This is a genomic window from Collinsella sp. TF05-9AC (assembly GCF_003438495.1).
Classification (GTDB): Bacteria; Actinomycetota; Coriobacteriia; order Coriobacteriales; family Coriobacteriaceae; genus Collinsella.
In genome coordinates this window covers 74465-100776 of the sequence record NZ_QSSH01000001.1, presented here as the reverse complement: position 1 = coordinate 100776, position 26312 = coordinate 74465, and the positions used below count along the sequence as shown (strand labels likewise).

Here is a 26312-nt window from a genome sequence, read left to right as displayed (position 1 = left end):
AAAAGGTGTCGATGTTTCAGGGGTCCAAATAAGGTCGTTCACTTCGCGGAAAAGTATTCACCTTCGATTTCCACCATCACCATAATGTGACGAAGGGACTGTCCCTTTGTCACATTAGGGACAGTCCCTTTGCCACAGTCCTACAGCTGCCAGTCAGCCGCTTCCTTTTGCAGCGCAACCATGCGGGCGAATTCTCCACCTGCTGCCTTGAGCTGCGCCGGAGTGCCCTGCTCGGCAACCACACCATCCTTGAGTACAACGATTTTGTCGGCATTTTCCACCGTACGCATACGGTGGGCAATAACGATAACCGTCTTACCTGTAAGCAGACGGGAGAGTGCCTGCTGTACCACGGTCTCGTTCTCCACATCCAAGCTCGCCGTGGCCTCGTCCAAAAGGACGATGGGCGCGTCTTTGAGCAGCGCACGGGCGATAGAGATGCGTTGACGCTCACCGCCGGACAGCTTGGAGCCGTTCTCTCCGATCATGGTGTCGTAGCCCTGCGGCATGCGGTTCACGAACTCGTCGCAGTTGGCGGCACGCGCAGCCGCAAGCACTTCCTCATCGGTGGCATCACGACGCCCGAGGCGGATGTTTCCCATCACCGTATCGTCAAAGAGCAGCACGTCTTGGAACACAATGGCATAATCACGCAGCAGCACCTCGGGATCAACGCTCGCAACATCCACGCCACCCACGGTAACCTTGCCCGCGGTGGCATCCCAAAAGCGCGCGGCCAGGCGGCTCACCGTAGACTTACCGGAACCCGAAGGACCGACCAGTGCCGTGACCTCGCCTTCCTTGGCGGTAAAGCTCACATCGGTAAGAACTTTCTCGCCGGCACGGCCATCCTCGCCCGCACCATAGCCAAATGCCACGTGATCGAACACCACATCGTGGCCCACGGGCTCAAATTTCTCGCTGCCCCGCGCCACAGGCTCTTCCATGATGGAACGCATGCGCTTGGCAGAGGACTCGGCGGCAAACAGCTCGGACATTAGCATTAACGCCTGGTCAAAAGGTGCATAGATACGGCTCACCATAAGCAGGAAGGCAAACATCACCAAAAAGTCGACCTGCCCGGAGGCGACCATCGCGGCGCCCGTGACCAACGTGGTGGCAATCCCCAGGCGCAGGATGGCAAAGGCGGAGTTGACCAAAAGCCCGTTAGCGAGCTCGCCCTTGGTGGTCTCACGCTCCTCGGCATCGATCACGCCGTTGAGACCCTCAAGATAATGGGCCTCCTGGTTGGTGGCGCGGATCTCGCGAACGCAGTCGAGCGTCTCTTGAATAGCCTCGGTAACCTTGACCTTCTCGGCGCGCACGCGATCGAACACCGGAGTCATGGGGCCGCGTGTTAGATACAGCACGGCAAAGGCCACGGGAACGCTCCAAAACGCCGCAATCGCCAGCTGCCAGCAAAAGAACAGCGACGCCACGAACACAATGGCGCTTGCGATGATGGCACCCCAAAGCTCTCCCAGCACGTGGCTGTAGGCGTGCTCCATGGCCTGGACGTCGCCCATGATGGTCTCGGTTAAATCGGCCAGATCACGACGACCGAAAAACGACAGCGGCAGTTTGCGCAAGCGCTCGGCGATCTCCATACGCTGCTTGCCGCACTCCTCGTAAAAGATGCAGTAGGTGTAGTAATACTGCTGCCAGTTAGAGGCAAAGAGCAACACGAAAAAGACCAGGAGGCCGCCCACGATCGGCAGGGCATCCGGCAGGTCAGCCCCGCTGGCGAGATGCTCGACAAAGCCGGCCATAACCAGGAATAAAAAGCCCATGCCGGCCATGGTAATGAGATTGGTGAGCGTGGTCCAGAAAATGCCGCGTTTTACGCCGGCGACGCCTTTATCGGATAGGAAATACTTCTTTTGGAATGAGGCGAACATTTAGGCCTCGCCTCCCTTCGTGACGGCGGCATCCGCGGTCGCTGCAGTGATTTTCCAGCTCGCAGCCTGTTCGTATTCGGCCCACATCTTGGCATACAGACCATTTTGGGACAGCAGCTCGGCATGGGTGCCCGACCCCTGCACGCTGCCCCGGTTGAGCACCACGATTTGGTCTGCGCCCACTACAGTCGAGAGTCGGTGCGCAATCATAATGACCGTGCGACCCGCCGCCAGCTTGCTAAAGGCGCGCTGGATGAGCGCCTCGTTCTCGGGATCGGCAAACGCCGTGGCCTCATCGAGCACCACGATAGGCGCGTCTTTAAGGATCGCGCGGGCGAGTGCCACGCGCTGGACCTCGCCGCCCGAAAGATATGCTCCGCCGGCGCCGAGCATGGTATTGATACCCTGTGGGAGCTTGGCCACAATGTCGTCGCACTGAGCTGCGGAGAGGGCCGCACGCACTTCGTCGTCAGTGGCCGTAGGCTTGGAGGCGCGCACGTTATCGGCAAGTGTTTGCCGGAACAGCTGGTTGGTCTGGAACACGAAGGCGACCTGGTCCATAAGCTCGTGCGGATCCATATCGCGAACGTCCACACCGCCTACGAGCACTCGACCCGAGGAAACATCCCAAAAACGCGGGATCAGGCTTGCGCAGGTTGACTTACCGCCACCCGAGGGACCCACCAGGGCGAGGGTGCTGCCAGCGGGAACGCTAAAACTCACATGGCTAACGGCAGGTGCTTCGGCACCCTCGTACGTAAAGCTCACGTCCTCAAATCGCACGTCGCTGTCAACAGGACGCCTAGGCTGAACGGGCACCGGGAGCTGTTCGGACTCCATAACGCTTCGGATGCGAGCCAGCGAATCGGCACTCACCTGAGAGGCCTCGCCCACAAACATGAGCTTGGTCATGGCCGTCGGTACCACGGCCGAAAATATCGCGTAAAACGTGAAGTTGGTCATAAAATGCGCGAAGTCCGTCTCGCCCGGCGCCAACAGCAACGCCACGGGCAACAGGAATGCCACAAGGCCATTGAGCGCGGTAAGGTTGAGCACCTGCGGACCTCGGCAGAACGTGCCCGCATAGTTTTGCGCCATGTCGGCGTATTCGGCGATCGCATCGTGGAAGGCCTTAAAGGAGTAGACCGTCTGCTGAAACACCTTGACCACGGGGATGCCTCGTACGTATTCGGTGCCGGTCTTGTTCATCTTGACCAGCGCTCCCATGTAGGCCTTCATGAACTCGGCGCCTTTGCCGCCCATCATGGTGGCCATGGCGCCAAACGAAATGGCCACCGAGATGAGGCATGCCGCGCCCAAGCGCCAATCGAGGGCGAAAAGCAGCACGAGCAAGCCCACGATCATGGCGACGGCGCCTGCGATATCGGGCAGCATGTGTGCGAGCAAAGTCTCGGTGGAGGCGGCGCACCCGTCTACAATGCGGCGCAGCTCGCCGGTGGCATGCGTGTCGAAGTAGCCGAGCGGCAACTTAAGCAGGTGCTCGCTCGTAGCCTTACGGATATTGGACGCGCAGCGAAACGCGGACAGATGCGTGCACATGAGCCCGACGAAATAAGCTACGATGCTTGCCAGGGCAAAACCCACGGCCCACCAACCGTACATCGCGATGTTAGTGGCTTCGCTCCAGTTGGGCGCCACGGCGATCAGATCGCGCGCGACAAGCCAAATGCACGCGTACGGGCCAAAGCTCAGAAGCTGCGAGAGCGCCGAGAGCGCCATGCCCAAATACGTTAGGAATTTGCGGTCACCGGCATACGCGAGCAACTCGCCGATGCCTCCACCTTCCCTTTTTGATTCCTTTGCCATGAGATTCCTTTCTAACGGCTTGAGAGTTAACCGTAATGAACTTATCATTGATGTGTTAGCCATGGCTCACAATCAAGCCAGGCGTGGACATTTCTGCAAAGGAAAGGGACGCTTTTGCAAATACAGCGGGCAGCAACCGACATAACCGAGCTCTACGCACCACAGTTTGAGCAGTTTGGCCTGGAGCTTTCCGGCAAGGGCGCTGTCTTTACCGGCGAGGTGGCAAACGATCGGGCACACGGACGCGCATGGATCATGCCCCTCTCCCCCGCCTGCATCGTCATGGAGCATTTCATAACCCCGACGCACGATATGCACCTGGCCGAATACACACCCGAGCCATACGCCTGCGTGAGCGAGGTCAGCGCGCCCACACTTGCATGCATGCCCGAGGCTGGCATAACGCCCGCGAACCTTAAACCATTGCATGGACCGTGGCCAAACAATGCCGTTTGCAGCTTTATTCAAGATAGCTGTGGCGAGGAATTAAGCCCGCTGTTTGCGGGGCAGCTCTATCACTCGCGCTCGGTGCTCTTTTTGCCTGGATATTTTGACGAACTGGAACACCGCTATCCCACCGAGTTCGTGGGAATCTTTGAGGCGTTTGCCGAGCCATGGCACGAGGAAGCGACGTCTGCCATCTGCCACACGCTGCGCCGGATTAACGAGGACCGCGCCCGCACCGTAGGCGGACACGTCTATATGCAGGGCATCGTGGAGATCATGGTCGCGGAGCTCGCCTGTTCGTGCGCGGCCCACAAGCAGGCGCGGCAGGCGGCAGGCACACGCGTCAGCATAACCATTGCCGAAGAAGCAACGGCAATGATTGAGCGCGCGCTCGACAAAGGCAGACGTGTGGGTATCAACGAGGTGGCCGAGAGGCTCTACACAAGCCGCTCCAAACTATGCGCCACCTTTAAGGCCCAAACTGGCGAGTCCCTGGGCGCCTACATTCGCAGACGCCGTATGGAGCGAGCACAGGACCTTTTGGCCGATAGCGCGCTCACGATAGCGCAGGTAGCAGAGCGCCTAGGCTACCCTCAGCAGGCCGCCTTCACCCAAGCCTTCAAACAATACACCGGCACCACCCCCACCACCTGGCGTTCCCAACATATATAAAGAATGAGGGCGCCAACGGCGCCCTCATTCACCAAATTCAATTCAGCCTACCTGACCCGAACGGCCGAGTCGTCTGGCCGGGGAAGCTCCGAGTCGCCGGGGTGTTTGCTCCAAATGAGTTCCGCATGCAAAGAAGGCCACTAAATGTGGCCTTCGTCTTGCATAGGACTGTTTGAAATTTGGAGGAAATACCCCGGCGACTCGGAGCTTCCCCGGCCTCGCAGCTACGAGAGCGACGTTCTCAGCAACTCGTTGAAGAGTTTCGGGTTGCCCTTGCCGCGGCTCGCCTTCATGCACTGGCCCACCAAAAAGCCGATGACCTTCTGGTTGCCGTCACGATACTGCTGCGCCTGATCGGCACAGTTTGCCAGCACTTCGTCCACGATCGGCTGCAGCGCGCCGGCATCGCTCACCTGACGCATACCACGCTCGTCGACGATCTTGTTGGGGTCATCGCCGGTCTGAGCCATAGCCTCAAAGACCTCGTGAGCCTGGTTGGAGCTGATGGCATCGGTCGCCAGCAGCTTGGCAAGAGCCGCCACTTGAGCCGGCGCGATACCGGACTCTGTCAGCGAGACGCCCGCACTCTTAAGATAGGCGATCATCTCGTTCACCAGCAGGTTCGCGACCGTCTGGGCCTCCTTACCGGCCATTCCGGCAGCAGCGGCCTCAAAGAAGTCGGCAAACTCGGGGTCGCCGGCAATCTGCTCGGCATCGGCCGCCTTAATGCCAAAGTCGGCCTCAAAACGGACGCGCTTGGCATCGGGCAGCTCGGGGATCTCGCCACGGCAGCGGTCGATGAACTCGTCGTCCAGGTCGAACGGCGCCAGATCGGGGTCGGGGAACAAACGGTAGTCGTCGGCCGTTTCCTTAACGCGCATGACCACGGTGCGCTTGCGGCTGGGCTCCCAGTGGCGGGTCTCCTGATAGATGATGCCGCCCTCCTCGAGCACCTCAGCCTGACGGCAGATCTCGTAGGCAAGGCCATCATGCAGACTCTTAAACGAGTTGAGGTTCTTGAGCTCGGTCTTGGTGCCCAGCTTGGTCTCGCCGCGGCGCCGCAGTGACACGTTGCCGTCGCAGCGCATGGAGCCCTTCTCCATGGAGCAGTCCGAAATGCCCAGCGTTACAAAGATGCGACGGAGCTTTTCCATAAACAGGCGCGCTTCCTCGGGCGTACGCAAGTCGGGCTCAGTCACGAGCTCAATCAAAGGCGTGCCACAGCGGTTGTAGTCGACGAGCGACTCGGCCGCGGCGGTAATGCGGCCCTCGGCGCCGCCCACGTGGACCATCTTGGCGGCGTCCTCCTCCATGTGGATGCGCAGGATGCGGATGGGCACCGTGTAGGAACCATCCTCGCGACGCTCGGGCATCTGCAGGTTGGACGCGTCATAGCTGGCCAGATGGCCGGCGCGCTGGTTGCCCTCGCGCATGGTCGACGTCATGGACGTGGACAGGCCCTCGGCGTTGGCCGAAGCGCTCGCCAGGCTCTGGGCCTCGGCCTCACCAAACGCGCAGTCGGGACGCTCGGCGGCACCGCGACCGGTCACGTCCAGATCCAGGTGACCGTACATGGCAAAGGCGACCGGACCCTGCGTGGTCTGGAAGTTCTTGGCCATATCGGGATAGAAGTAGTGCTTGCGGTAGAACATCGAGTGGCGCTGGATCTCGCAGTTGGTGGCCAGACCCGCCTTGACGATGCTCTCGATGGCGCGCTTGTTGGGCACCGGCAGCGCACCGGGCAGGCCCAGGCACACCGGGCACACGTTGGCGTTGGGCTCGTCATCGTGGCTGAGCCTGCAGTTGCAGAACATCTTGGTATCGAGTGCGGTGAGCTCGGTATGGATCTCCAGGCCGATCACGGCCTCCCAATCCTGCAGGACCTCGGAAAGCTCCTTCATTACAGCTCGCCTCCCTTCCCAGCAAAATCGGGCGCGACGGAAAGCGCGGGCGCACCCGTGGCGGCATCGGCAAAGCCGCGCTCCAGGGCGCGGGCAAATGTGAGCAGCTGACGGTCCTTGAAGGCCGGACCAACCAGCTGGGCAGAAACGGGCAGCTGAGTATCCTCGCCCAGGCCCAGCGGCACCGAGATGCCACCGTTGCCGCAAATGTTGAGCGAGATGGTGTACAGGTCGGAAAGGTACATCTGCGTGGGGTCGCTGATCTCGCCAAACTTAAAGGCCGTGCGCGGCGAGGCGGGCATGAGGATGGTGTCCACCTTGGCATACGCGGCGTCGTAGTCCTGCGTGATGAGCGTGCGGGCCTTTTGCGCAGCGTAGTAATACTTGTCGTACACGCCCGAGCTCAGCAGGTAGGCGCCGAGCATCTGACGGCGCTTGGCCTCGGCGCCAAAGCCGTGGGCACGCGAGAGCGAGCTCTGGTCGGACAGGTTGGCGCAGCCCTCCTCCTGATAGCCGTAGCGAATGCCGTCGAAGCGGGCCAGGTTGGAGAACGCCTCGGCCGGGCCGATGACGTAGTAGGCGGCGATGGCGGCGTCCAGGTGCGGCAGGTCGACCTCGACCAGCTCGGCGCCCTGGTTCTGCAGCTCCTGGGCGGCGCGCTGAACAGCGACCTTGACCTCGGGCGTCAGGCCCTCGGCCTCCATAAACGCGGGGATAATACCCACACGCTTGCCCTCGATGCTGTCGTTGAGATGCTCGGTAAAGTCGACGGCGCAATCCTGGCTGGTGCAGTCGTACGGATCGTGGCCCGCGCCGGTAAGCGCGTTCATGGCCAGCGCGACATCCTCGACCGTGCGGCCAAAGGGGCCCACCTGGTCGAGCGACGAGCCAAAGGCAACCACACCGTAACGGCTCACGGCGCCATACGTGGGTTTAAAGCCCACCACGCCGCACAGCGACGCCGGCTGGCGAATGGAGCCGCCGGTGTCCGAGCCCAGCGAGAGCGCGACCTCGCCCGCGGCGACGGCTGCAGCGGAGCCGCCCGAGGAGCCGCCGGGCACGCGCTCGGTATCCCAGGGGTTGTTGGTGCGGTGGAACGCCGAGCTCTCGGTAGAGCTGCCAAAGGCAAACTCGTCCATGTTGGCCTTGCCCATGGGCAGGCAGCCGGCATCGAGCATGCGCTGGACGCAGGTGGCAGTGTAGACGCTCTGGTAGTCCTCGAGCATGCGGGAAGCGCAGGTGGTGCGTGTGCCCACGAGGTTCATGTTGTCCTTGATAGCTAGCGGCACGCCCGCGAGCGGGGGCAGCGGCTTGCCGGCGGCACGGTCGGCATCCACGCGCGCGGCGGCCTCGAGCGCAAGCTCGGGCGCCACCTGCAGGAATGCCTGGACCCCGCCCTCGCGCGCCTCGATGGCGGCAAGAGAGGCCTTGGCCACCTCGGTAGCGGTAAAGTCGCCGGCGGCAACGCCCGCGGCGATCTGGGCGGCGGTAAGGGAATCGAAGCTTAGCGCCATTACTCGCTCTCCCCCTCTCCCAAAATGGACGGCACGCGGAAGTAGCGGTCGCGCGCGCTGCCGGCGTTTTCGAGTGCGACGTCGAGCGGCAGGTCGCGCTCGGGCTCGCGCAGGTCATCACCCATCACGTTGGACAGGCTTCCGATGGGATGGAACGTGGGCTCCACGTCGGGCAAGTCATATTGCAAGACGGGCTCGAGCATCTGGACGGCGTCGTTCAGGTAGGACGTCATCTGGGTGAGCTCGTCATCGGTCAGTGCGATCTTTGCGTACTCGGCGATGCCGCGCACGTCTTTCTCGCTGAGTGCCATAGGCGCTCCCTTCCGCATAAAAGTTAAACCGCTCTAGTATACAAGGCAACGCCGCTTGGAGCAGGTGCTTTACCTAAATGCAGCGAAAACGTAACGAGGGCGGCGGGCTGGCAGGCGGCGGGCTGGCAGTTCTGCAGCGAAACCGCGCCGTCCGTAGCGAAAACCATCCCGTCCACAACGAAAAGCATCACAACATTCGACGTTTTTCGCCAAAATCGCAATTTTCATCGAATGTTGTGATGGTTTGGAAGTCCCGCCCACCACAAAGGCGCCTGCCCCCATTGCGGTGGTTCTGGAGAATGTCTTATGCCGAGACCTTAGCCTTGCGACGCTTGCGGACCGCGTGGATCACGATGTCCAGCAGCAACAGCACAATGGCTACGACCACGATGAGCACGGCAAACTCGCGCTTGCCCCAGTGGCGGCCGGCCAGCGACTTTTGCTTGTCGACTTCCTTCTTGCTGTACTTGGTGCGTACGCAATGCACCAGCAGGCGATGGTCGTTCACGCCGTAGGGCGTGCAGGTGACGAGCGTCACCTTGTCGGCGCCGGGCTCGATGGTCAGTGACTCCATCTCCTCGGGCAGCACGACCTCGGAGTCCACCATCTTATAGGCGAGCGTCTTGTTCATGGTGTGCAGCAGCACCAGGTCGCCGGGCTCCAGCGAGTGGATGTCGTCGAACATGCTCAGGTTGCGCATGCCCGAGTGCGCGGTGAGCACGCAATGCGTCGAGGTGCCGCCCACCGGCAGGCTTGTGCCCTCCAAGTGGCCGACGCCCGCCATAAGGACTTCCTCGCTCGTGCCGTGGTAGATGGGCATGCTCACGTCGATGGAGGGGATCTCGACCCAGCTCATCATGGGGTCGCGGTCAAAGATGAGCTGCTGGGCGTAGGGCTCGATCTGGTCGGCGGGGAGCTCGGTGGCCTCGCCCGCCAGCTGCTCGTTAAAGGAGCGTGCCTGGAGCAGGATGCGCTCGCGCTCCTCGGCAGGCAGCGCGTCCACGGTGCTGGACACCGTGCTGATCTGATTGAACACGCCCGAGGCCTCGAGCCGGTCCAAGATCCACGGCCAGGTCATAAGGCCCACGCCAATAAGGATGATGACGATGGTGATGAGCCGGTCGACCCAGCGCGGCAGTCGCTTGCGGCGGCGCTTGGGCTTTGGTTGAGGTTTGGGCTGAGGGCTTGAGCCGCCGTTGTCCGCGGCGTTATTGCTCTTCATATGTTTGGCGCCCTGCACCATCGCCGGTCACTCCTCTACAACTCAAGTTGTCTAAACAAATAATAGCCGATTAGCGAGCTTCCGCGCCAGACAACGCAGCTAGACTGCACCGTCCAGTCGAGGATAAGCCAGCATTTGAGTTTTCAAAATGTCCCGAATCGGCTGGGCGATTCGGGATACAATGTCAATAGAAAACGACGCACCCCGCGTAAGTGTACGAGAGCGCGGGCGGCCTAGTTTTCTGGTTTTGTTAAATGCCCGGGATCCGACCCCCGGGCATTCTTATTTGCGCTTGTTGCGGCGCAAATGCCTTCTACCGTCCGCACCGCGCGTGCGCCTACGGACCTTAAACCGAACCTCATACGAGTCAAGAAACGCGATGACGAACGAGCCCACCGCCGCGAGGGCAGCGAGCGCGTTAAGGAATTTCAGCATATGGTGACCTCCGATCGAGTCGTCGGCCGCCCGCGCACGGGATGCGTCGCAAGGATATTTTACTGCGAGCACTCGCACTTACAGCTGGTAAACGCGATTTTGACAAACATTTGTTCGATAGTTACAAACACGATTCCTCGTCCAGCGGAGCCTGGCCGCATTGTCCGGGTTTGCCCGACGTGTTTGAGTTTTCAAAATGACCCGAATCGGCGGGGCGATTCGGGATACAATAGCTACAGGAAACGACGCACCCCGCGTAAGTACTTTGGAGCGCGGGCGACCAGTTTCCGGTGTTGTTAAATGCCCGGGCCTCTAACCCCGGGCATTCTTATTTGCGCTTGTTGCGGCGCAAATGCCTTCTACCGTCCGCACCGCGCGTGCGCCTACGGACCTTAAACCGAACCTCATACGAGTCAAGAAACGCGATGACGAACGTGCCCACCGCCGCGAGGGCGGCGAGCGCGTTAAGGAATTTGAGCATTTGGGGACCTCCGATCGAGTCGTCGGCCGCCCGCGCACGGAATGCGTCGCAAGGGTATTTTACTGCGAGCGTATGCACCCACAGCTGGTAAACGCAATAATTGCAAACATCTGTTCGATATTCATACGCTTGATCCATCGGGCAATGGAGCCTGGCTGCGTTGTCCAAAAAAACGGGGCAGACTCCGCACTGGAGTCTGCCCCGAAAAGAGAATGGCAAAGCAAGAACGTGGATGGACGAGAAGAGTGTCCGCAAGTCTCATGGCCATCACATCCCACCTGCCAAAGGGATGGGAGAGCGGGCGTTACTCCTTCTCGGACTCCTCAGCCTGCTTACGGCTGCGAATGAGGTGCGCCACGCCGATGCACAGCACCGCGCCACCAGCGATCCAAGTGAAGGTCACGCCGTTAAGGCCGGTCAGCGGGAGGTTGGAGCCCTTCTTGTCAACGATGGTGAAGCTGAGCTTGCCGACTTCAGCTTTCGCGGAGCCCTCCTGAACAACATCTTGACCTGCCACAATGGCGCTCGTCGTGTCGGGCGTCACATTCGTACCGTCCTGATTGAGCGTGCGGCTGATAGTAAAGGTCACACCGTTTGCCGCGGAATTGTTGTAGCCAGGCGCAGGCTTAACCTCCGTGAGGATATAGGTGCCCTCATCGAGGCCGACAACGTTGATCTTGCCTTGGGAGGTGGTGGTCAGTATTGCTTCATTCTCATTTGACGTCGTGGTGCCGTCGGCCTTGATAAATTTGCCGGTGCCTTGCTCCTTCAGCGTGAATTCGACGTCTTTGAGAGTCTTGGGGTTGCCGGCCTCATCATCATCGCTGCCAACCTTGGTAACGTCGATACCATAGGTGTAGTCGTAGGCCGGATGGTCAACCGTGGTACCGGTGCCATTGGTGTGCGGGTTGTTGGAATAGGTCAACTTGACATTGTTCACCTGGGCCTTGCCGAGCATATCCGCGTTAATCTTGCCAGCAACCAGTTTTGCCTCATAGTTCACATAGACTGTCGAACCACCGTCAACGTTGATGAGATTGCCAGTCTTATCCTTTGCTTCTTTGAGGTTCTCGAAGGAAACAGTGAGCGTATTCGTGCTTTCCCCCGGGACATAGGTCGCACTGTAGCAAGCGGGATCCACGACTGAATCGCCAATCTTGACCTCAACGACTGGGTTACCACCCTGAAGCTCTGGAACCATCGTGGAGGGGAGCTCGTCAGTGAAAGTGTAGCTGTACTTGACATACGTGTTAATGTTGCTAGCCACAGTGCCGGCAAGCTGATATTCAACAGGCTGTTCAGCAGCGGAGTCGGCAGCCTTGTTGGCTGCGGTAAAAACATCCTTGCTATCGTCCGTAACAAACTTGCCGTTCTTGTCATCCTTTACGGCCTTGGTCACGTTGGGGACGTCCTTCTTGGGGGCCACGTTAACGTCAGAGCCACCGACGATGGTGAAAATCGGCGAGGTATACGCATCAGTATTGCCATTAGCACCGTTGGTCGTACTGGGCGTATCGGTCACGAAAAGCCAGTAGCCATTATCAAGATCCTTAAAGCTACCTTTGGTGGAATCGCTTGGCTTTGTCCACGTGAGGGTCTCGTCCCCTTCCAAGGCCTTGGCAATCAAGTCAAGAGTTGTGCCAGTATCAACCGCCGTAGTCTCTCCAAAATTAGAGCCCTGAGTCGTGCTGATGAACTCCGCCCACGTCTGGGCGTCAGCATCTACTTCAGGTGCTCCAGTAACGTCTTTGAGCGCAGTCGTAACGAGGGTTTTCACATTACCCGGAGCCCACTGAATATCGGAAAGAGTCTTAGCGGCCGAGCCATCCCAGCTCCCATCGCCCTTCTGATTCTGCGTGACCTTCGCGGTGAAGATCTGAATGCCCTTGAATGTCGTGCCGGTGTATGTTTCGTCGGTGATAGCCACCTTACCCTTCTCCGTGGCCACCGTCGGCGTGCCCGCCGCAAACGCCATGGTCACCGGGGCCATCACGCCGCCGAAGCTCAGCGCTGCTGTGAGGCCGGCGGTTACTGCCAGGCGTGCGATGTTCTTGCTCATGCTCATCTTCTTTTCCTCCGTTTTCCGTTTGATTCCCATTCGATCGGTCATCATCTGTCTGTGTCTTAGCATCTGCTTCGCTACGTCTCGCCCCGCTCTCTGTGGGGCTGCCAGCTACTCTTTATGGCTGCCACCTCCCCGCTTGACCAGGAGCGCGACCACGATGAGCGCGGCTCCGGCGACCGCTGCGGCGGCCGCGGCGTACATTGCCATATCGCCAGTCGAGGGCATAAAGCCTCCGGTGGTAATGCTAGGGGGTGTGCCGGTGGGCGTGTTGATGAGCGACGCCTCCAGGCTGCCCGTCGACCCGTCCGCGCTGTCGGCGCGCAGGGGCGACTCGGCCGTGATGGCGAGCTTGGGCTTGGCGGCGGCCACCTGGTCGACGTCCAGACCCTCGGCCTTGACCGTCACGGAACGCGTGCCCTCAAAGGCGGTGTAGCCCTTGGGTGCCTTGAGCTCGCGGACCTCCAGCTTGCCCGAGTCCACGCACGAGACGGTCACGCGGCCGTCGTCGCCCGTGGTGACGGTGGCCTTGCCCTCCGCATCCCACGCGCCATCGGCCGCCAGTGTGCGGCCGCGGTCGTCGGTAATGCTCAGGACCGCCCCGGCAAGCGGCTTGTCGCCGTCGCTGCCGCGCTTGGTGAGCGCGAGATCCCAGGTGTAGGCGCACGCGTCGTCGCTCGGCGTGCGGGTAAAGCCGGCATCGCCGGACTGGTCGGCAAAGGGAGAGCGCGGGTAGCGCAGGTACACCTCGTTGGGGTTGCCCTTCGCGATGCCGTGGTTGCATGCGCTGTTGAGCGGCGCATTGTACACGGCGACCACGCGGGCGCCCGCGGTGAAGGCGTCGGCCCCGCAGAGCGCGGCGATGAGGTCGCCGGTGCGCACGGTGAAGGAGCTCCCCTCGACCGAGACCACGCACTGAGCCGTGATGTCGGTCCAGCCCTTGGCGGGCTCGGTGCCGGCGCGCCCGTCCTTGCCGGCCGGGACGGCGTCGAAGCCGCCCTCGGCGCCCGCCGCCACGTACACGCGCATGCTCTCGGCCACCTTGGAGGGGTCGAGCCCCGCGCTCATGGTGTCGACGAGCTGCACCGCGTAGGTATCGTAGGCGGAAAGCCCCGCCGGGACCGTGGCCGAGAGGCGCCAGTACAGGTCGTCGCCGACCGTTGCGTCGGCGGCCTTCTGCCATGCGGCGGTGCCGTCCTCCAGCACGTGCTTGGACACCTTGGGGGTCGCCGCCTTGGGCTTGACGGTGACAGCGCCGCCGCCGACCAGAACCATGATCGGCGCGGTGCCGGCCTCGTTCTGGGCGATGGCGTCGTCGTCGGCAACGATGAGCCAGTAGCCGCAGGGCAGCTCGGCCGCCGTGCCCGCTTTAAGGGCCTCGAACACGGCGCCAGAGTTCTGGAGGGAACGAGCGAGCTGTGCGCTCAGCGCGCTCGTAAGGTGGGAATCGGTGTTGAGCCACTCGGCAGCTTCCTGTGCGGTGGCCTGGGAATTGGGCATGCCGGCGCTGTGCAGCACAGGCAGCGCGGCGTCGCGCACGGCGTCGCTTGCCCAGGCGAGGTCGGTGGCGATCTTGGCGTCGCTGTCGCCGTCGACGACGTTGGCGCTAAAGATCTGGTAGGCGTCGTAGCTGCGCGCCACGGTGCCTCTCACCGTGATGGAACCGGCCGAGGTCGGCACGGCCTGCGCGGAAGCGGGGAACACAACCGCGCAGGTGCCGATCAGGAGGGCAAGCAGCGCAAACAAGATCGGGAAGGAGCAAACTTTCTTATTCACGACGCTCACCTCCCTTCGCATTCGCCTTGCGACGAATGTGCATCCAGGCCGCAGCAGCGCAAAGCACCGCCGCGCCGGCAAGGTACGTCAGAGTGACGCCCGACATACCAGAAAGGGGCAAAGAAGTGGAGTAGGTGTTGGTGAAGGTGGGGGTGGAAGTGTCGGTGAGGTCGTGGTCATCGGTATCGGCGTTTTCCCACTCACCTTTGGAGTTAACGGTTCCCTTCCTGTAGGTCACTTCACATTTAATCGTCTTATCAGGCTGAACAGTTGCCTTGGCCGCAATCTTGTAGACCGAATGGTCGTACGTGTAGTGCGAGAACTGCGAACCGTCGGTTTTCTCGCGCACATAGTACGTAAAGGTCTTGAAAGGGCCACCCGTGGAGCCGCCCGGGTCGTCGGGATTATTCCTGATATCAGAGAGCGAGTACTTGAGCTCAATCGTTTCATTGCTTTTGTCCTTGAACGAAAGCGTCTGCGTCTTCTCAGGACCAGAGGTCACGGCAGTACCGATGATGTTTTTAAATTCGCTGTCTTTCGCAAGTTGAAGCGTAAACGCCTTCATCTCGCCACCCTCAACGACCTTAGTCGCCTTAGGAGTCCAGGAGACGGGAGACACGATTTTGTTGGTAAAGGTCGGTTTCTTACTGTTACCGATAGTAACCGTAGTCTTCGTGCTATCTTGTGAGCTATCTTGTGGGATGTCAACGGAATAGCTTCCGGAACCAAGTGGTTTGAAGTCGGGATCCTTCTCTGTCTTTTTAGAAACGGTTATTTCTTTTACCTTGTAATAATTAATAGGAATCGACATGAGATATTTAGTGTCGGATGGATTGTCCTCAACTTTTACCACGATCTTGTAAATGGTCTCGTCGAATATGGTATTCGATTCGTTTTCGCCGCTGATGGGTTCCTCAACTAGATAGAAAACGTATTGTCCCGAAGAATAGTCCTTGCCAGAGTCGAAGGTGATATTGCCGTTTGTTTGATCAACAGGCGCCTCGCCCGCAACACTGCAATCGCCCATATCAAATGTGTCGTCATCTTTCCAAGAAGGCTCGATGTCACCATCCTGGCGCAGCAACTTAAATCTGTAATTGTGCGTGCTAAGGCCTTGCGAGATTCCCTTTTCATCTTTAAGCACCTTGGTGGCATTGAGCTTCATGCTCGGATAAACACTCAGATCCTTGACCTCGCCAACGACAAGATCGCCGTTGGTCATGATGCCGCCACCGTGGGTGTAGGAATAGTTGCCACTGATAATGGTCGTAGCCGCTGTCTGCGCCTTTCCCATGGCATCGGCAGTCGGATGGGCCTCAAGACCGAACATGTACTTGGCCTCGGCGCCGCCATTTGGCTCAATGGTGATCTTCTCGCCGTCGCAAGTGCCCTGCCAACCAGCCGAGTCGCCGCCGAGCATCTTGCCGAGCACAACTGCAATTGTCGAGTTCGCACCATCTTTTTTACGCACCAGGAAGAAATCCTTATGGCCGGATTTTTTGAAGGGCTCGGTAATGTACTCGGAGTTACTATCCTCGTTCTTCCCATATCCGCCGGCAGAGTAGTGTTCACCATTATTATCTTTATTGTTATAAATAGCGGCACCGTTGGAATGCGAAACGATTGTTTCGCCCGTAGGGCAAGCGCCAACGCCGCCGCCCCAGCCGCCAGCCTCATTTTCGGCAATCAACGTCTTTACGATATTGAGCTTGCCGCCCTTCTGGATAAAGACGCCACCGCCGCCCCAGTCGCCGCCGCGATCCTTACCCGTCATAGTCTTGTTGTTCGTAATGTAAATCTTGCTGTTCTCACCAGCGCTAATTGTTGCCATCGTACCAGTGTTGTCACCGCCAGCGATACGCAAACCGCCGCCCTCAGCGTTCTCCGCCACGTTGCCGGCAATCGTGCCGCCAGTCATTTCAAACTCGATGGTCTGGTTGTAAAAACCAGCGTAAACGCCGCCGGCAGCCTCATGGGAGTAGTTAGCAGTAACTGAGCCACCCGTTATACTGAGCTTGCCACCATTTACACATGCAATGCCACCGCCACCGAGCAGGCCATTGTTAAACGATTCAGAGATATTGGAATCGACACGATTGTTAGTAATGCTTGCCGAATCGCTGATACTAACGCAAGCATTTTTGGTAAAGACGCCGCCGCCATAACCATTTTCGGGACTGCCGCCGCTGTTGCAAGTGTTTTCATACGTAGCGTTGCCAGAGATAATTCCGCCCGTAAGCTTCAGGGTGGCTCCCTTGTCAGCATAGATGCCGCCGCCAGAACCCGACTTGTTTCCCGCGACCACGCCGCCTGTCATTTCGAGACTGGCATTCGCGCCCGCCTTCTCGCCCGTTATGCACAGGCCACCGCCCCAGCCACCGCCGTTGCCATTGGTGACGTAACCGCCTTCGATTTTGACTTTACCCTCAGAAAAAATCACATGGCCGTCATCGCTCAGATTGGCGGCCGTGGTAATCATGCCGCCCTTGAGATCGAGCGTGCCGCCCTCTTTAACGGTGACCACATGCTTTACGGAACCGCTGTCCGATGCCGCATCAATAGCGCCAAAGCCCGTAACGACATGCCTGATCGTAGTCTCGGTTGTGCCGAGTCCATCTTGATTGGGCGTGCTCTTGGTCTCAAAGTAAGTAAGACTCTTAGGAGTGCCACTATTTGAGCCGTTTCCTGTTTCCCATTCCATAGACGCAAGATGACCCGCCGTCGTTTCGACCAGGGTCTGTTCGTCTTTTGTTTTACCTAAATCCTCGATAGTGAGTGTGGCTCCATTTTCGACCACAAAGAAGGAGTCTTTGTTGCCGGAACCACGGTAGAGCATGTGTCCCGCAAGATCGATAGCAGTGTCTTTGGTGATGGTGATCTGCTTATCCGAATAGGCAAAATCCGTCAGTCGGAACTTGCCGCCATTGGTGAACGTCTCAGCAATATTACCTTTCACCTCGTTATAGCCATCGGCACTGACGGTAGCGGGAGCGATAGCGTTTTCATCGTTAGTTTCATCATCAGAAGGCTGTGTATCGGAAGGCTGCGCGGCGCCCTTGGCCTCCGCGTCGTCGGACGGCAGTCCCGCGGCAGCGGCGTCTTCGCTCGCGCCATTCTCGGCATCATCGCTAATCTGCTTTTCGGCACCCCCGTTAGTGGTGCTGTCTACACCAGTAGACTCACTTGAGGAACCCCCCCCCCATCACAGTTTCTTCGGTAGAAACCGTCTGGGCATCGTTGGCAATGGCCTGCGAGATTGGAGGCATGACGAGCGACAGTACCAGGCTCAAAACGGAGGCTCCGCACAAGACGCCTGCCAGTACACGGCGCGTCGCTTTATTACTCTGTTTAGATTTGTCTGAATTTGCTTTCATCGATGTCTCCTCCCCAAGAGACCGCGATCTTGCTCTTTCACTATCAAACGTATCTGCGCAATCTGTAATTGCGCACGCTTAGTAATCCATATTGTAGCGATTGTTTGAACATCTGAACAAGATAACCGATTGTTTTGTAGCGAATTCTCAATTCTCTTGACATTTGCTCAGATTTACCTTCGTTTATTCGCTATCTATTTTTTGTTTCTGCTGGTAATATAGTTGTCTATCATTTTTTAATGGCATTAGATTTATTTGCACAACATTTTGCTCAAGAGTAAACATCCTGTAAACAGTCGAAAATCGACCATGAGCGGTAGGTCATTTACCGGGAGTAATACCCTGCCAAACTGATGAGAATATCTTTAGCCCATCGGTGGTTGGAAGCGTAATGTTCAGACAACCATATTTGAATTTACGCGCAGATTTTAGGTATCAATTCGCCCAAATCGCCTGAGGCCACCACAAAGGTGCCTGTCCCCATTGTGGTGATTCCGCCCTAGCGCTACAGCAGATGTTCCTCGATAAAGATCGCGATGCCGTCTTCGTCGTTGCTGGCGGTTACAAAATCGGCGGCGGAGCGGGTGGCATCGCTGCCGTTTGCCATGGCCACACCCACGCCGGCGTCGGTCACCATGCAGGTGTCGTTATCGGCATCGCCAAACACACAGATGTTCTGGAGCTCCATGCCGTTGAGCTCCGCCACGCGCACAAGGCCGCGCGTCTTGGACACGCGCGGATCCATGAATTCGTAGAGTCGCTGCGTGGTCTGTAGAGCAGCCGCTTTAACGGTGTCGTCGGCGAGCGACGACGCCCGTTCGATGACCTGCGGCATCGCCTCGGGTGCCATGGTAAACATCACCTTGGTCTGCGGCTCGCGCAAAAACTCGGCAAAGTCGACCACCTTGTAGGGCACGCCATCGACACGCGACAGGTGCTCGACGCATGCATTGCTCTCGGGCACATAGAGCACGCCGTCCCGAGGGCAAACGGGCGTTGCCGGCAGGTCTGCCATGTGCTCGCAGATGTGCGCGATGGTCTCGCCTGGCAGCGGGTAGCTCAGCTCGTTGATGTCATGCGCACGGTCGATGACTTCGGCGCCGCCGCAGCCCACCAGCACGTCTACCAGGCCTTCGATACCCCAGAGCCCAAACATGGCCTCGGTCGCCTGGGCGTCGCGCCCGGTGCACAGGCCAAAGAGCACGCCGCGCTCGCGCAGGGCGCGGATCGCCGCCACGGTGTGCGGGGACACCGTGTGCTGGCTCGTGAGCAACGTGCCGTCGATATCGCAGAACACGGCTTTGATGTGGCTGAAGGTGGTGTCCATGGGGGCCTTTCTGAGTTGTGCGACGGTGCTGGATGAGGTCGAAAGTGGTGTACATGGTATACCAAGGCGCAGGCGCGGCCTATCAAAGCAAAACCCACCACAAAGGCGCCTGTCCCCTTTGTGGTGGCCGGACCCGCAGGATGGCATGGCCCGGGGCGCAAACCATCACAACATTCGACGTCATTCGGCAAAATCGCGATTTTCATCGAATGTTGTGATGGTTTTTACTGCTTTGCGGCACGATCCAAGTGCCGGCGTCCAAACAGCAGCAGCGCCGCGGGAACCGCCGTCACGACCATGCCCGCCCCTACGAGCGTCTGCTGCACGCCAAACGTCGCCGCCAGCCACGGGGCAATCGCCAGCGGGGCCACGCCGGCGAACATGTTGCCAAAGCCCATGACCGAGTTCACGCGACCGAGTTGCTCGAGCGGGGACGTCGTTTGCACGATTGTGTTGTGGAGCGGGTTGACAACGCCCCAGGCCACGCCCAGGACAATCTGGCCGACGAGGGCTACGCCCACGTACGGTGTCCCCACATAGAGCAAACTTCCCAGGCCCACGGACATGAGTGCCACGAGCAGCGTTTTGAGGCTGACGAAGCGCGGCGGCAAACGGAGCGCAACAACGGCGCCAAGCACCGCGCCCACACCGCTGGCCGACGAGAGCCAGCCCATCCACTCAACACCGACATGCAGAACATCGCGGTAGAAGAACGACTCCAACGGATCGAAAGCTCCATAGCCAAAGTTCGAAAGGAAGATAATGCAGAACAGCAGGGCGAGGACGCTGTTGGTAAAGACCGTCTTGATGCTGGTCGCGAAGGTGGCGCGGGTGGATTTACTGGAGTCGGAGTTTTGACTGGCAGTACTTGCCGTTGTGCTGCCATCCGCGGGAGTACTTTTGCGCGCGGCGGCACGACCTGCTTGCGGCCTAAAGCCCCAACCGGCGACGAGCGCCAGTACGGTAAAGATCATCATGAGCACGAACACCGCGCGTGACGATGCACCCGCCGCGACAAAGCCGCCCAGTGTGGGGCCGACGATAATGCTCACGTTGGAGAACATGGTTATGGCGGAGTTGATGTCTTTGAGCTCGACGGGGTCGTCGGTGAGATACGCCGGATAGGACGTGGCGATGGGCTGGGCGAATCCCATCACAAAGCCCAGGAGTACCGCGCCGGCAAGGACTGTTCCGGTCGCGCTGCCAAAGGCGAGGATTGCCGCGCCGGTTGCCAACGTGGCGACGATACTCAGCGAGAAATGACGACGTGGCCCCCAGGCGTCGAGTGCCGCGCCACCCGCAAAGGATCCCAGGATTACAAAAACATTCATAAACAGGACGGCCAGCGATGTCGCCACGACCGAGGCATCGTCCGCATAGGTGAGCGTTCCGATAACGCCGATAAAATGACTGGTCTGAAAACCGGTGTAGATAAGAAAGCGCATTGCCACCAGGCGCTTGGCCTGCACGGGCAGCGATGATTGAGGTTTTGAGAGAAGAGGGATGAGCATGGAGACTCCTTGTTTCATACGAATACGGGCGGCGGGCATTCGCCACCGTCTGTCAAATCAATCTATCCGCATGAAACTTTAAGGACGCATCAAGCCCCTTCTCTCCGTTTTTTGCCCGTCATGAACTATTTGGTAGATTGTAAGGCATGTCCCACACATCTACCAAAGCAAAAACCACCACAAAGGAGCCTGGCCCCTTTGTGGTGGTAATGACGTTTTCCTTGATAAAACCTGCCAAAATAAACCTGTCCCTTTTTGGCAGGTTTTAGGCCAGATGATCTTGAATAAGGTCGCAGATGGCTCGGGCGTCGTTGATGTTGATGGCTCGGGTCGCAAAGCCGGCGTCGAAGGCCTGACGCGCCAGGGCCTCGTTGCAGGCAAGGGCCAGCGTGTGGCCGTCGACCAGATCGAGCGAGCTCTTGCCGCGCAGACGGTCGACACCGGAGCGCGCGACCACGATGTTGTCGAAGCCCTCGGTCTTGTAGCCCTCGATGATCACCACGTCGACATCGTTGTAGCGCGACAGCAGCTCGCGCGCGGGCATCTCGTCCTCCTCGCGCGTGTCGGCGTACTCCGCCCAGCGCGTGGCACAGATGAGGCCCACGTGTTTGGATCCGGCCTGGTGATGGCGCCAGGTGTCCTTAGCGGGCACATCAATATCAAAGCCGTGATGCCCATGATGCTTGAGCGAACCCACGCGCAGGCCGCGGCGGGTGAGCTCGGCGATAACCTTCTCGACAAGTGTGGTCTTGCCCGAGTTTTGGTAGCCGATAAACGCGATCGCGGGGACAGCCGGGGCCGGAGCTGCAGGCGCGACGGCGACGGGTGCGCTACCGTCTGCGGCGGCAGCCTCAGCAGCAGCGGCCTGACGCTCTGCGCGATCCCACACGCCCGAGCGGCCGCCCTCCTTGTGCAGCAGGCGCACGTCGACGATCTCCATGCCGCGATCAACTGCCTTGCACATGTCATAGATGGTCAGACACGCGGCACTCGCGCCGGTCAGAGCCTCCATCTCGATACCCGTCTTGCCCGTCACGCCCGCCGTAACCAGAACATAAAAGCCAACCTGCCCGTCCGCGCGCGCCGGCGCCCAGCCCTCGGGCACGTCCTCGGCCGGCGTCCCCGCCGAAGCAATGGGCGCAATGTCGCACTTACTCTTGGTAATGAGCAACGGATGGCACATGGGGATGATGTCGCTCGTGCGTTTGATGGCCATAATGCCCGCCACGCGCGCGCAGGCAAGCACGTCACCCTTTTTGGCGCGGTCCTGCAGCACCATGGCCTGCGTCTCGGGGTGCATGAGGATGGTGCCCTCAGCAATGGCGATGCGATGCGTCTCGGCCTTGTCGGACACGTCGACCATGCGCACCTCACCCTTGGCGTCCACATGCGTCAGCTCATCGCGACGGGCGTCACGGGCGGGCTCGACGACAGCGCTGACAGACGGCTGCACGGACGTGTCGGCATCGCTTGCCGCGGCCGCGGCTTTGTGGGCAGACATCGCGGCCCTGCGAGCGGCCTTGGTGGCATCGGCGTACCTGCTCTTGGCCATATGATCATCCTCCGATTTGGGACATAAATCGTTGCGTGCCCTCAATTATCGCGTGTTCCTGCGGTTTGTGGGCCACGGCATCGCGCCAAATCGAAAGTACCTGCATATCATCACCACGGCGCAACGCCTCACGCACCGAATACTCGGCATCGCTGAACAAGCAGGGGCGCACGCTGCCGTCCGCCGTCAGGCGCAGACGGTTGCAGCTCGCGCAAAAATGGTTGGACATGGCGCTAATGAAACCGACCGTGCCCGCCGCACCCGGAAAGCGCCAGTAGCGCGCAGGACCGGCGCCGGCAGGAGCGTCATTGATATCGAGCGGCTCAAGCTCGCCCAGGCCCGCCGCAGCGGCGCCGGCATTGATGCGTACCCGCAGCTCGTCGCTCGGCACGGTGTCGCTCGCGTCCCACAGCTCGGGATTGAGCGTGGGCGCGTGCGGATCCACGGCGCAATGCGAGCTCGTGTGCTCATCGCCGATAGGCATGTATTCGATAAAGCGCAGGTGAATGGGGCGGTCGACCGTGAGCCGCGCGAGGGCCGCCACATCCTGGTTGAGCCGGCGGACCACCACGCAGTTGACCTTAACCGGCTCAAAGCCCCAGGTTAGCGCTGCATCGATGCCGGCCATGGTCTGCTCGAGCCGGCCCAGACGCGTGATCTTTCCAAAGAGCGCGGGATCGAGCGTGTCGAGCGAGATATTGACGCGGTTAAGCCCGGCATCTTTGAGCTGCGGCGCCAGCTTGGGCAGCAGGGCGCCGTTGGTGGTGAGCGAGATGTCCTCGATCTGCGGGATCGCGCGGATGTCACGAATAAGCGGGATGATACGGCGGCTGACCAGAGGCTCGCCGCCCGTCAGACGCACGCGGCGAATGCCCTCCCCCGCTACCAAGCGCACAAAGCGGGCGATTTCCTCGGCGCTGAGCAGCTCGTCATGCGCGCGGGGCGCCACGCCATCGGCCGGCATGCAATAGATGCAGCGGAAATTGCACTTGTCGGTAACGGCAATGCGCAGGTAGTTGATATCGCGGCCAAAGCCGTCATGTTGCACGTGCCCGTCCACGCAGCCCTCCCCTCACACGGCGTTTTATTCTTCGGAAAACATAATACCCCACGAGAGAATCATGCCGACACCCGTACGACAGGACAGGTCGCTTCGAGCAAGACCGGCTTCCCAAGCCCATCCTCAGCATACAAACCATCACAACATTCGATGCTTTTCCCGTTTTTGGCGATAAACGTCGAATGTTGTGATGGCTTGCCTGCCCACGGCACCCCGTAGAAGGACCAAAACGCCCCTAAAGGCCGCCGTCCCAGTGTCGAATCACGAATTCTCGCAGGTCGTTTTGACGTTTCTGGAACGCTTCGCTTCGGTCGCACTTAAGGCCCATAGCGAGCGCGATGGCGTTCATCGCCCGGTGCAATTGCAGCTGGTGGGCAAACTGAGTCCCGGTGAGGACGATCATCCTAAAGCCCAGCGCGCTCAGCACGGTCATACGCTCCGCATCCGACGCGCTGCGCTGTTTATCAAGATGGTCCGAGCCGTTGTATTCAATCCCTGTACCGCTTGCAGGCGCATATACATCGATCTCGAAATACCCGGCCTTTGCGAGATACTTGAACTCGTTGGGAACATTGACCCGATGGTTGAGTTCGATCTTGGCGTATCCCAGCCCGCCCTGGGAACGTTTTGCTACGACCATGATTGCAGTGGCCGTCTCCATGGGCGATCGCGCGCCATCGTGCACGCGCTTGAGCACGGCGGCCGCGCGTATGGCCCCCTGACGAGATCGGTTCTCATTGCAATAGGCAATCAAGTCGGCAACGGTATACCTCTGCCCCATCTCGATATAATCGCCTGTCGACAGATGATTCAAATGGTATCGAGCGCAGATTTCGTAGCCATATTCCAGCTGCTCGGGCTCGCTCATCCACGAACCCGCTTGGACAAAGCACATGGCCTCATCAACCACTAGAAGGCCCTCTGCCACCTCGATAAGATGGTCTGAAGGTACCGGCGCTCCAAACACGTGGCACCTGAATCCAGCCGGCGTCGAGCGCTCAAAATCGAAGTTGACGAGCGTGTCGATATGATCGAGCTCTTCTCGTGGAATACCAAGCGAAACCAGATAGTCGGTAACGATCCCAACTGCCGTTGAAGCCCTCAGCCCCTTGGCATCGAGTCCCAATTTGGGCAGGCTCGCGGTCGGCTCCGCCTCGTTAGCAAGCGAGTCCTCATCGTATAGGCTGCTTGCTCGCGAGAGCGGCTCGGACGGGCGCGCCACGTTGTGGTACAGCCAGGCAGTCTTATGGGACAGGACAATCGGCAGGTCCATGAGCCCTCCAATGGAGTCGGATAACCAACCTTATTCCCCTGCTCACGGGTTCGCACACCTTCGTGCGCAAGAAAGCGATTCCACCCGGTCGAGTGGTAGAAAAACCATCACAACATTCGATGCTTTTCCCGATTTTGGCAAAAAACGCCGAATGTTGTGATGGTTTGAGGCGAGGTGAGAGGCACGGAGGGGTCAAAGCATCGTGCTTGGAGCGTGACTATTTTCGCCCCACTGCCAACACAAACCTTGACTCTACAATCGTTGTAGGGTTTTCACTACACTGGTACGTAAACGAACCCAGCCAGAAAGCCCCGCCCATGGAACACGACCTCACACGCGGCAATGTCCTTAAGACCATCGCGGTCTTTGCCCTGCCTTATATGCTCTCGTACTTTTTGCAGATGCTCTACGGCATGGCCGACCTGTACATGATGGGGCAGTTTAGCGGCGCCGCCGGCATCACCGCCGTGGGCAATGGTGCGCAGACGCTCTATATCATTACCGTGACGCTCGTGGGCCTGGCCATGGGCACGACGGTCATCGTCGGCCACGCCGTGGGCTCGCGCCGGTTTGACCGCGCCGAGACCGCCATCGGCAACACCATCACGCTCTTTATGGGCGTCTCGGTGGTGCTGGCCGCCATCCTGCTCGCACTGTGCCCGCAAATCGTGGCGCTCATTGGCACGCCGGCCGAGGCAGTCGAAGGAACCGCCGCCTACCTGCGTATCTGTTTTGTCGGCATTCCGTTTATCGCCGCGTACAACATTCTCTCGGCCATCTTTCGCGGGCTGGGCGATTCGCGCTCGCCCATGTACGTGATCGGCGTGGCGTGCATCATCAACATCGCGCTCGACTTTCTGTTTATCGGCCACATGGGGCTCGGCCCCGTGGGCGCGGCGCTCGGCACGGTGACCGCGCAGACGGCCAGCGTTGCCCTCGCGCTCGTGTGGCTCAAGAGCCGCCGCACAAACATCCACGTTAAGCGCAGCGACCTGCGCCCCCAGCCCGAGGTGCTCGGCAGCATTCTTAAGATCGGCGTGCCTGTGGCCGTGCAGGACGGCTGCATCCAGGTGGCGTTTATGTTTATCACCGTCATCGCCAACCACCGAGGGCTCGTCGACGCCGCCGCCGTGGGCCTGGTCGAAAAGATGATCAGCTTTTTGTTCATTGTGCCGAGCTCCATGGGTGCTACCGTCAGCGCGCTCACAGCGCAAAATGCCGGCGCGGGCAAGGGCGACCGCGCGCGTCAGGTGCTCAAGGACGCCATGACCATCTCGGTGGTGTACGGTTGCCTGATCACGGTGCTGATGTGGCTGGTGGCACCGGCGTTTATCGGCTTTTTTGCCAAGGACGCTGCAGTAGTCGCCGCCGGCACCGGCTATATGCGCAGCTACATTTTCGACGCGATTTTTGCCGGCATCCACATTTGCTTTAGCGGCTTTTTCGCTGCATACGGCAAGAGCTACATCGGCTTTGCGCACAACGTGCTGGCCGTGGCGCTCATTCGCGTGCCGGGCGCGTGGCTGCTGTCGAACGCCTATTCCGACACGCTGTTTCCCATGGGCATCGCTTCGCCGTGCGGGTCGATTCTGTCGGCAGTCATCTGTGTTGTCGCGTTTACCGTGCTCAACCGACGCGGGGCTTTTGACAAGTTGGCAGCGTAGCGGGG

The 26312-nt window shown here is 59.7% G+C and carries 19 protein-coding genes; 2 read left to right on the top strand and 17 right to left on the bottom strand.

Going from position 1 to position 26312, the window contains the following annotated elements:
* Positions 1-140: 140 nt before the first annotated feature.
* A complete protein-coding gene (locus tag DXC52_RS00385; protein WP_117745704.1) occupies positions 141-1898 on the bottom strand; it encodes an ABC transporter ATP-binding protein in 1758 nt (585 codons plus the stop codon).
* Positions 1899-3725: an ABC transporter ATP-binding protein gene (locus tag DXC52_RS00380; RefSeq protein ID WP_117745703.1), complete on the bottom strand. Its 1827-nt coding sequence runs from the start codon at positions 3723-3725 to the stop codon at positions 1899-1901.
* Positions 3726-3839: 114 nt separating this feature from the next.
* Between DXC52_RS00380 and DXC52_RS00375 the strand changes: the two genes are divergently transcribed.
* Positions 3840-4844, top strand: a complete 1005-nt coding sequence (locus DXC52_RS00375; protein ID WP_117745702.1) for a helix-turn-helix transcriptional regulator — start codon at positions 3840-3842, stop codon at positions 4842-4844.
* A gap of 224 nt (positions 4845-5068) precedes the next feature.
* On the opposite strand, the gene gatB is transcribed toward DXC52_RS00375, so the two are convergent.
* The 15 genes from gatB to DXC52_RS00310 all read right to left on the bottom strand — a co-directional run bounded on the left by gatB (position 5069) and on the right by DXC52_RS00310 (position 24643).
* A complete protein-coding gene (gene gatB, locus DXC52_RS00370) occupies positions 5069-6745 on the bottom strand; it encodes an Asp-tRNA(Asn)/Glu-tRNA(Gln) amidotransferase subunit GatB (RefSeq protein WP_117745701.1) in 1677 nt (558 codons plus the stop codon).
* Positions 6745-8259 carry an Asp-tRNA(Asn)/Glu-tRNA(Gln) amidotransferase subunit GatA gene (gene gatA, locus DXC52_RS00365; RefSeq protein WP_117745700.1) on the bottom strand — a complete coding sequence of 505 codons (1515 nt, stop codon included), beginning with the start codon at positions 8257-8259 and terminating at the stop codon, positions 6745-6747. Before gatA ends, gatB begins: the two co-directional genes overlap by 1 nt.
* Positions 8259-8570, bottom strand: coding sequence for an Asp-tRNA(Asn)/Glu-tRNA(Gln) amidotransferase subunit GatC (gatC, locus tag DXC52_RS00360; RefSeq protein ID WP_055287082.1), 312 nt, complete (start codon positions 8568-8570; stop codon positions 8259-8261). The genes gatA and gatC overlap by 1 nt, the downstream gene beginning before the upstream one ends.
* 304 nt (positions 8571-8874) lie before the next feature.
* Positions 8875-9792 (bottom strand): class C sortase, encoded by a 918-nt coding sequence (locus DXC52_RS00355; RefSeq protein ID WP_158554560.1) that lies wholly within the window; start codon positions 9790-9792, stop codon positions 8875-8877.
* Between the two features lie 282 nt (positions 9793-10074).
* Positions 10075-10227 carry a hypothetical protein gene (locus tag DXC52_RS10045; protein ID WP_199409394.1) on the bottom strand — a complete coding sequence of 51 codons (153 nt, stop codon included), beginning with the start codon at positions 10225-10227 and terminating at the stop codon, positions 10075-10077.
* Between the two features lie 328 nt (positions 10228-10555).
* A complete protein-coding gene (locus DXC52_RS10040) occupies positions 10556-10708 on the bottom strand; it encodes a hypothetical protein (RefSeq protein WP_192919544.1) in 153 nt (50 codons plus the stop codon).
* Between the two features lie 304 nt (positions 10709-11012).
* A complete protein-coding gene (locus tag DXC52_RS00350) occupies positions 11013-12767 on the bottom strand; it encodes a SpaA isopeptide-forming pilin-related protein (RefSeq protein WP_158554559.1) in 1755 nt (584 codons plus the stop codon).
* Between the two features lie 114 nt (positions 12768-12881).
* Positions 12882-14546 carry a SpaA isopeptide-forming pilin-related protein gene (locus tag DXC52_RS00345; RefSeq protein ID WP_158554558.1) on the bottom strand — a complete coding sequence of 555 codons (1665 nt, stop codon included), beginning with the start codon at positions 14544-14546 and terminating at the stop codon, positions 12882-12884.
* Positions 14539-17502 carry a hypothetical protein gene (locus DXC52_RS00340; RefSeq protein ID WP_117745696.1) on the bottom strand — a complete coding sequence of 988 codons (2964 nt, stop codon included), beginning with the start codon at positions 17500-17502 and terminating at the stop codon, positions 14539-14541. Before DXC52_RS00340 ends, DXC52_RS00345 begins: the two co-directional genes overlap by 8 nt.
* Before the next feature lie 223 nt (positions 17503-17725).
* Positions 17726-17920: a hypothetical protein gene (locus DXC52_RS00335; RefSeq protein WP_117583351.1), complete on the bottom strand. Its 195-nt coding sequence runs from the start codon at positions 17918-17920 to the stop codon at positions 17726-17728.
* A gap of 505 nt (positions 17921-18425) precedes the next feature.
* On the bottom strand, positions 18426-19247 hold the full coding sequence (locus DXC52_RS00330) for an HAD family hydrolase (protein WP_117745695.1): 822 nt from the start codon (positions 19245-19247) through the stop codon (positions 18426-18428).
* A gap of 224 nt (positions 19248-19471) precedes the next feature.
* The gene (locus DXC52_RS00325) at positions 19472-20758 is read right to left on the bottom strand and encodes an MFS transporter (RefSeq protein WP_158554557.1); all 1287 of its coding nucleotides are present in this window, start codon (positions 20756-20758) and stop codon (positions 19472-19474) included.
* A 265-nt stretch (positions 20759-21023) separates the two neighbouring features.
* On the bottom strand, positions 21024-22310 hold the full coding sequence (gene mobB / locus DXC52_RS10365; RefSeq protein ID WP_117745693.1) for a molybdopterin-guanine dinucleotide biosynthesis protein B: 1287 nt from the start codon (positions 22308-22310) through the stop codon (positions 21024-21026).
* 4 nt (positions 22311-22314) lie between these two features.
* Positions 22315-23370, bottom strand: coding sequence for a GTP 3',8-cyclase MoaA (gene moaA / locus DXC52_RS00315; protein ID WP_233504692.1), 1056 nt, complete (start codon positions 23368-23370; stop codon positions 22315-22317).
* Between the two features lie 235 nt (positions 23371-23605).
* Positions 23606-24643: a hypothetical protein gene (locus DXC52_RS00310; protein ID WP_117745692.1), complete on the bottom strand. Its 1038-nt coding sequence runs from the start codon at positions 24641-24643 to the stop codon at positions 23606-23608.
* 317 nt (positions 24644-24960) lie between these two features.
* On the opposite strand from DXC52_RS00310, the gene DXC52_RS00305 reads away from it, so the two are divergent.
* Entirely contained in the window at positions 24961-26307 is a 1347-nt protein-coding gene (locus tag DXC52_RS00305) for an MATE family efflux transporter (RefSeq protein ID WP_117745691.1), read from the top strand.
* The last annotated feature ends 5 nt before the right edge of the window (positions 26308-26312 follow it).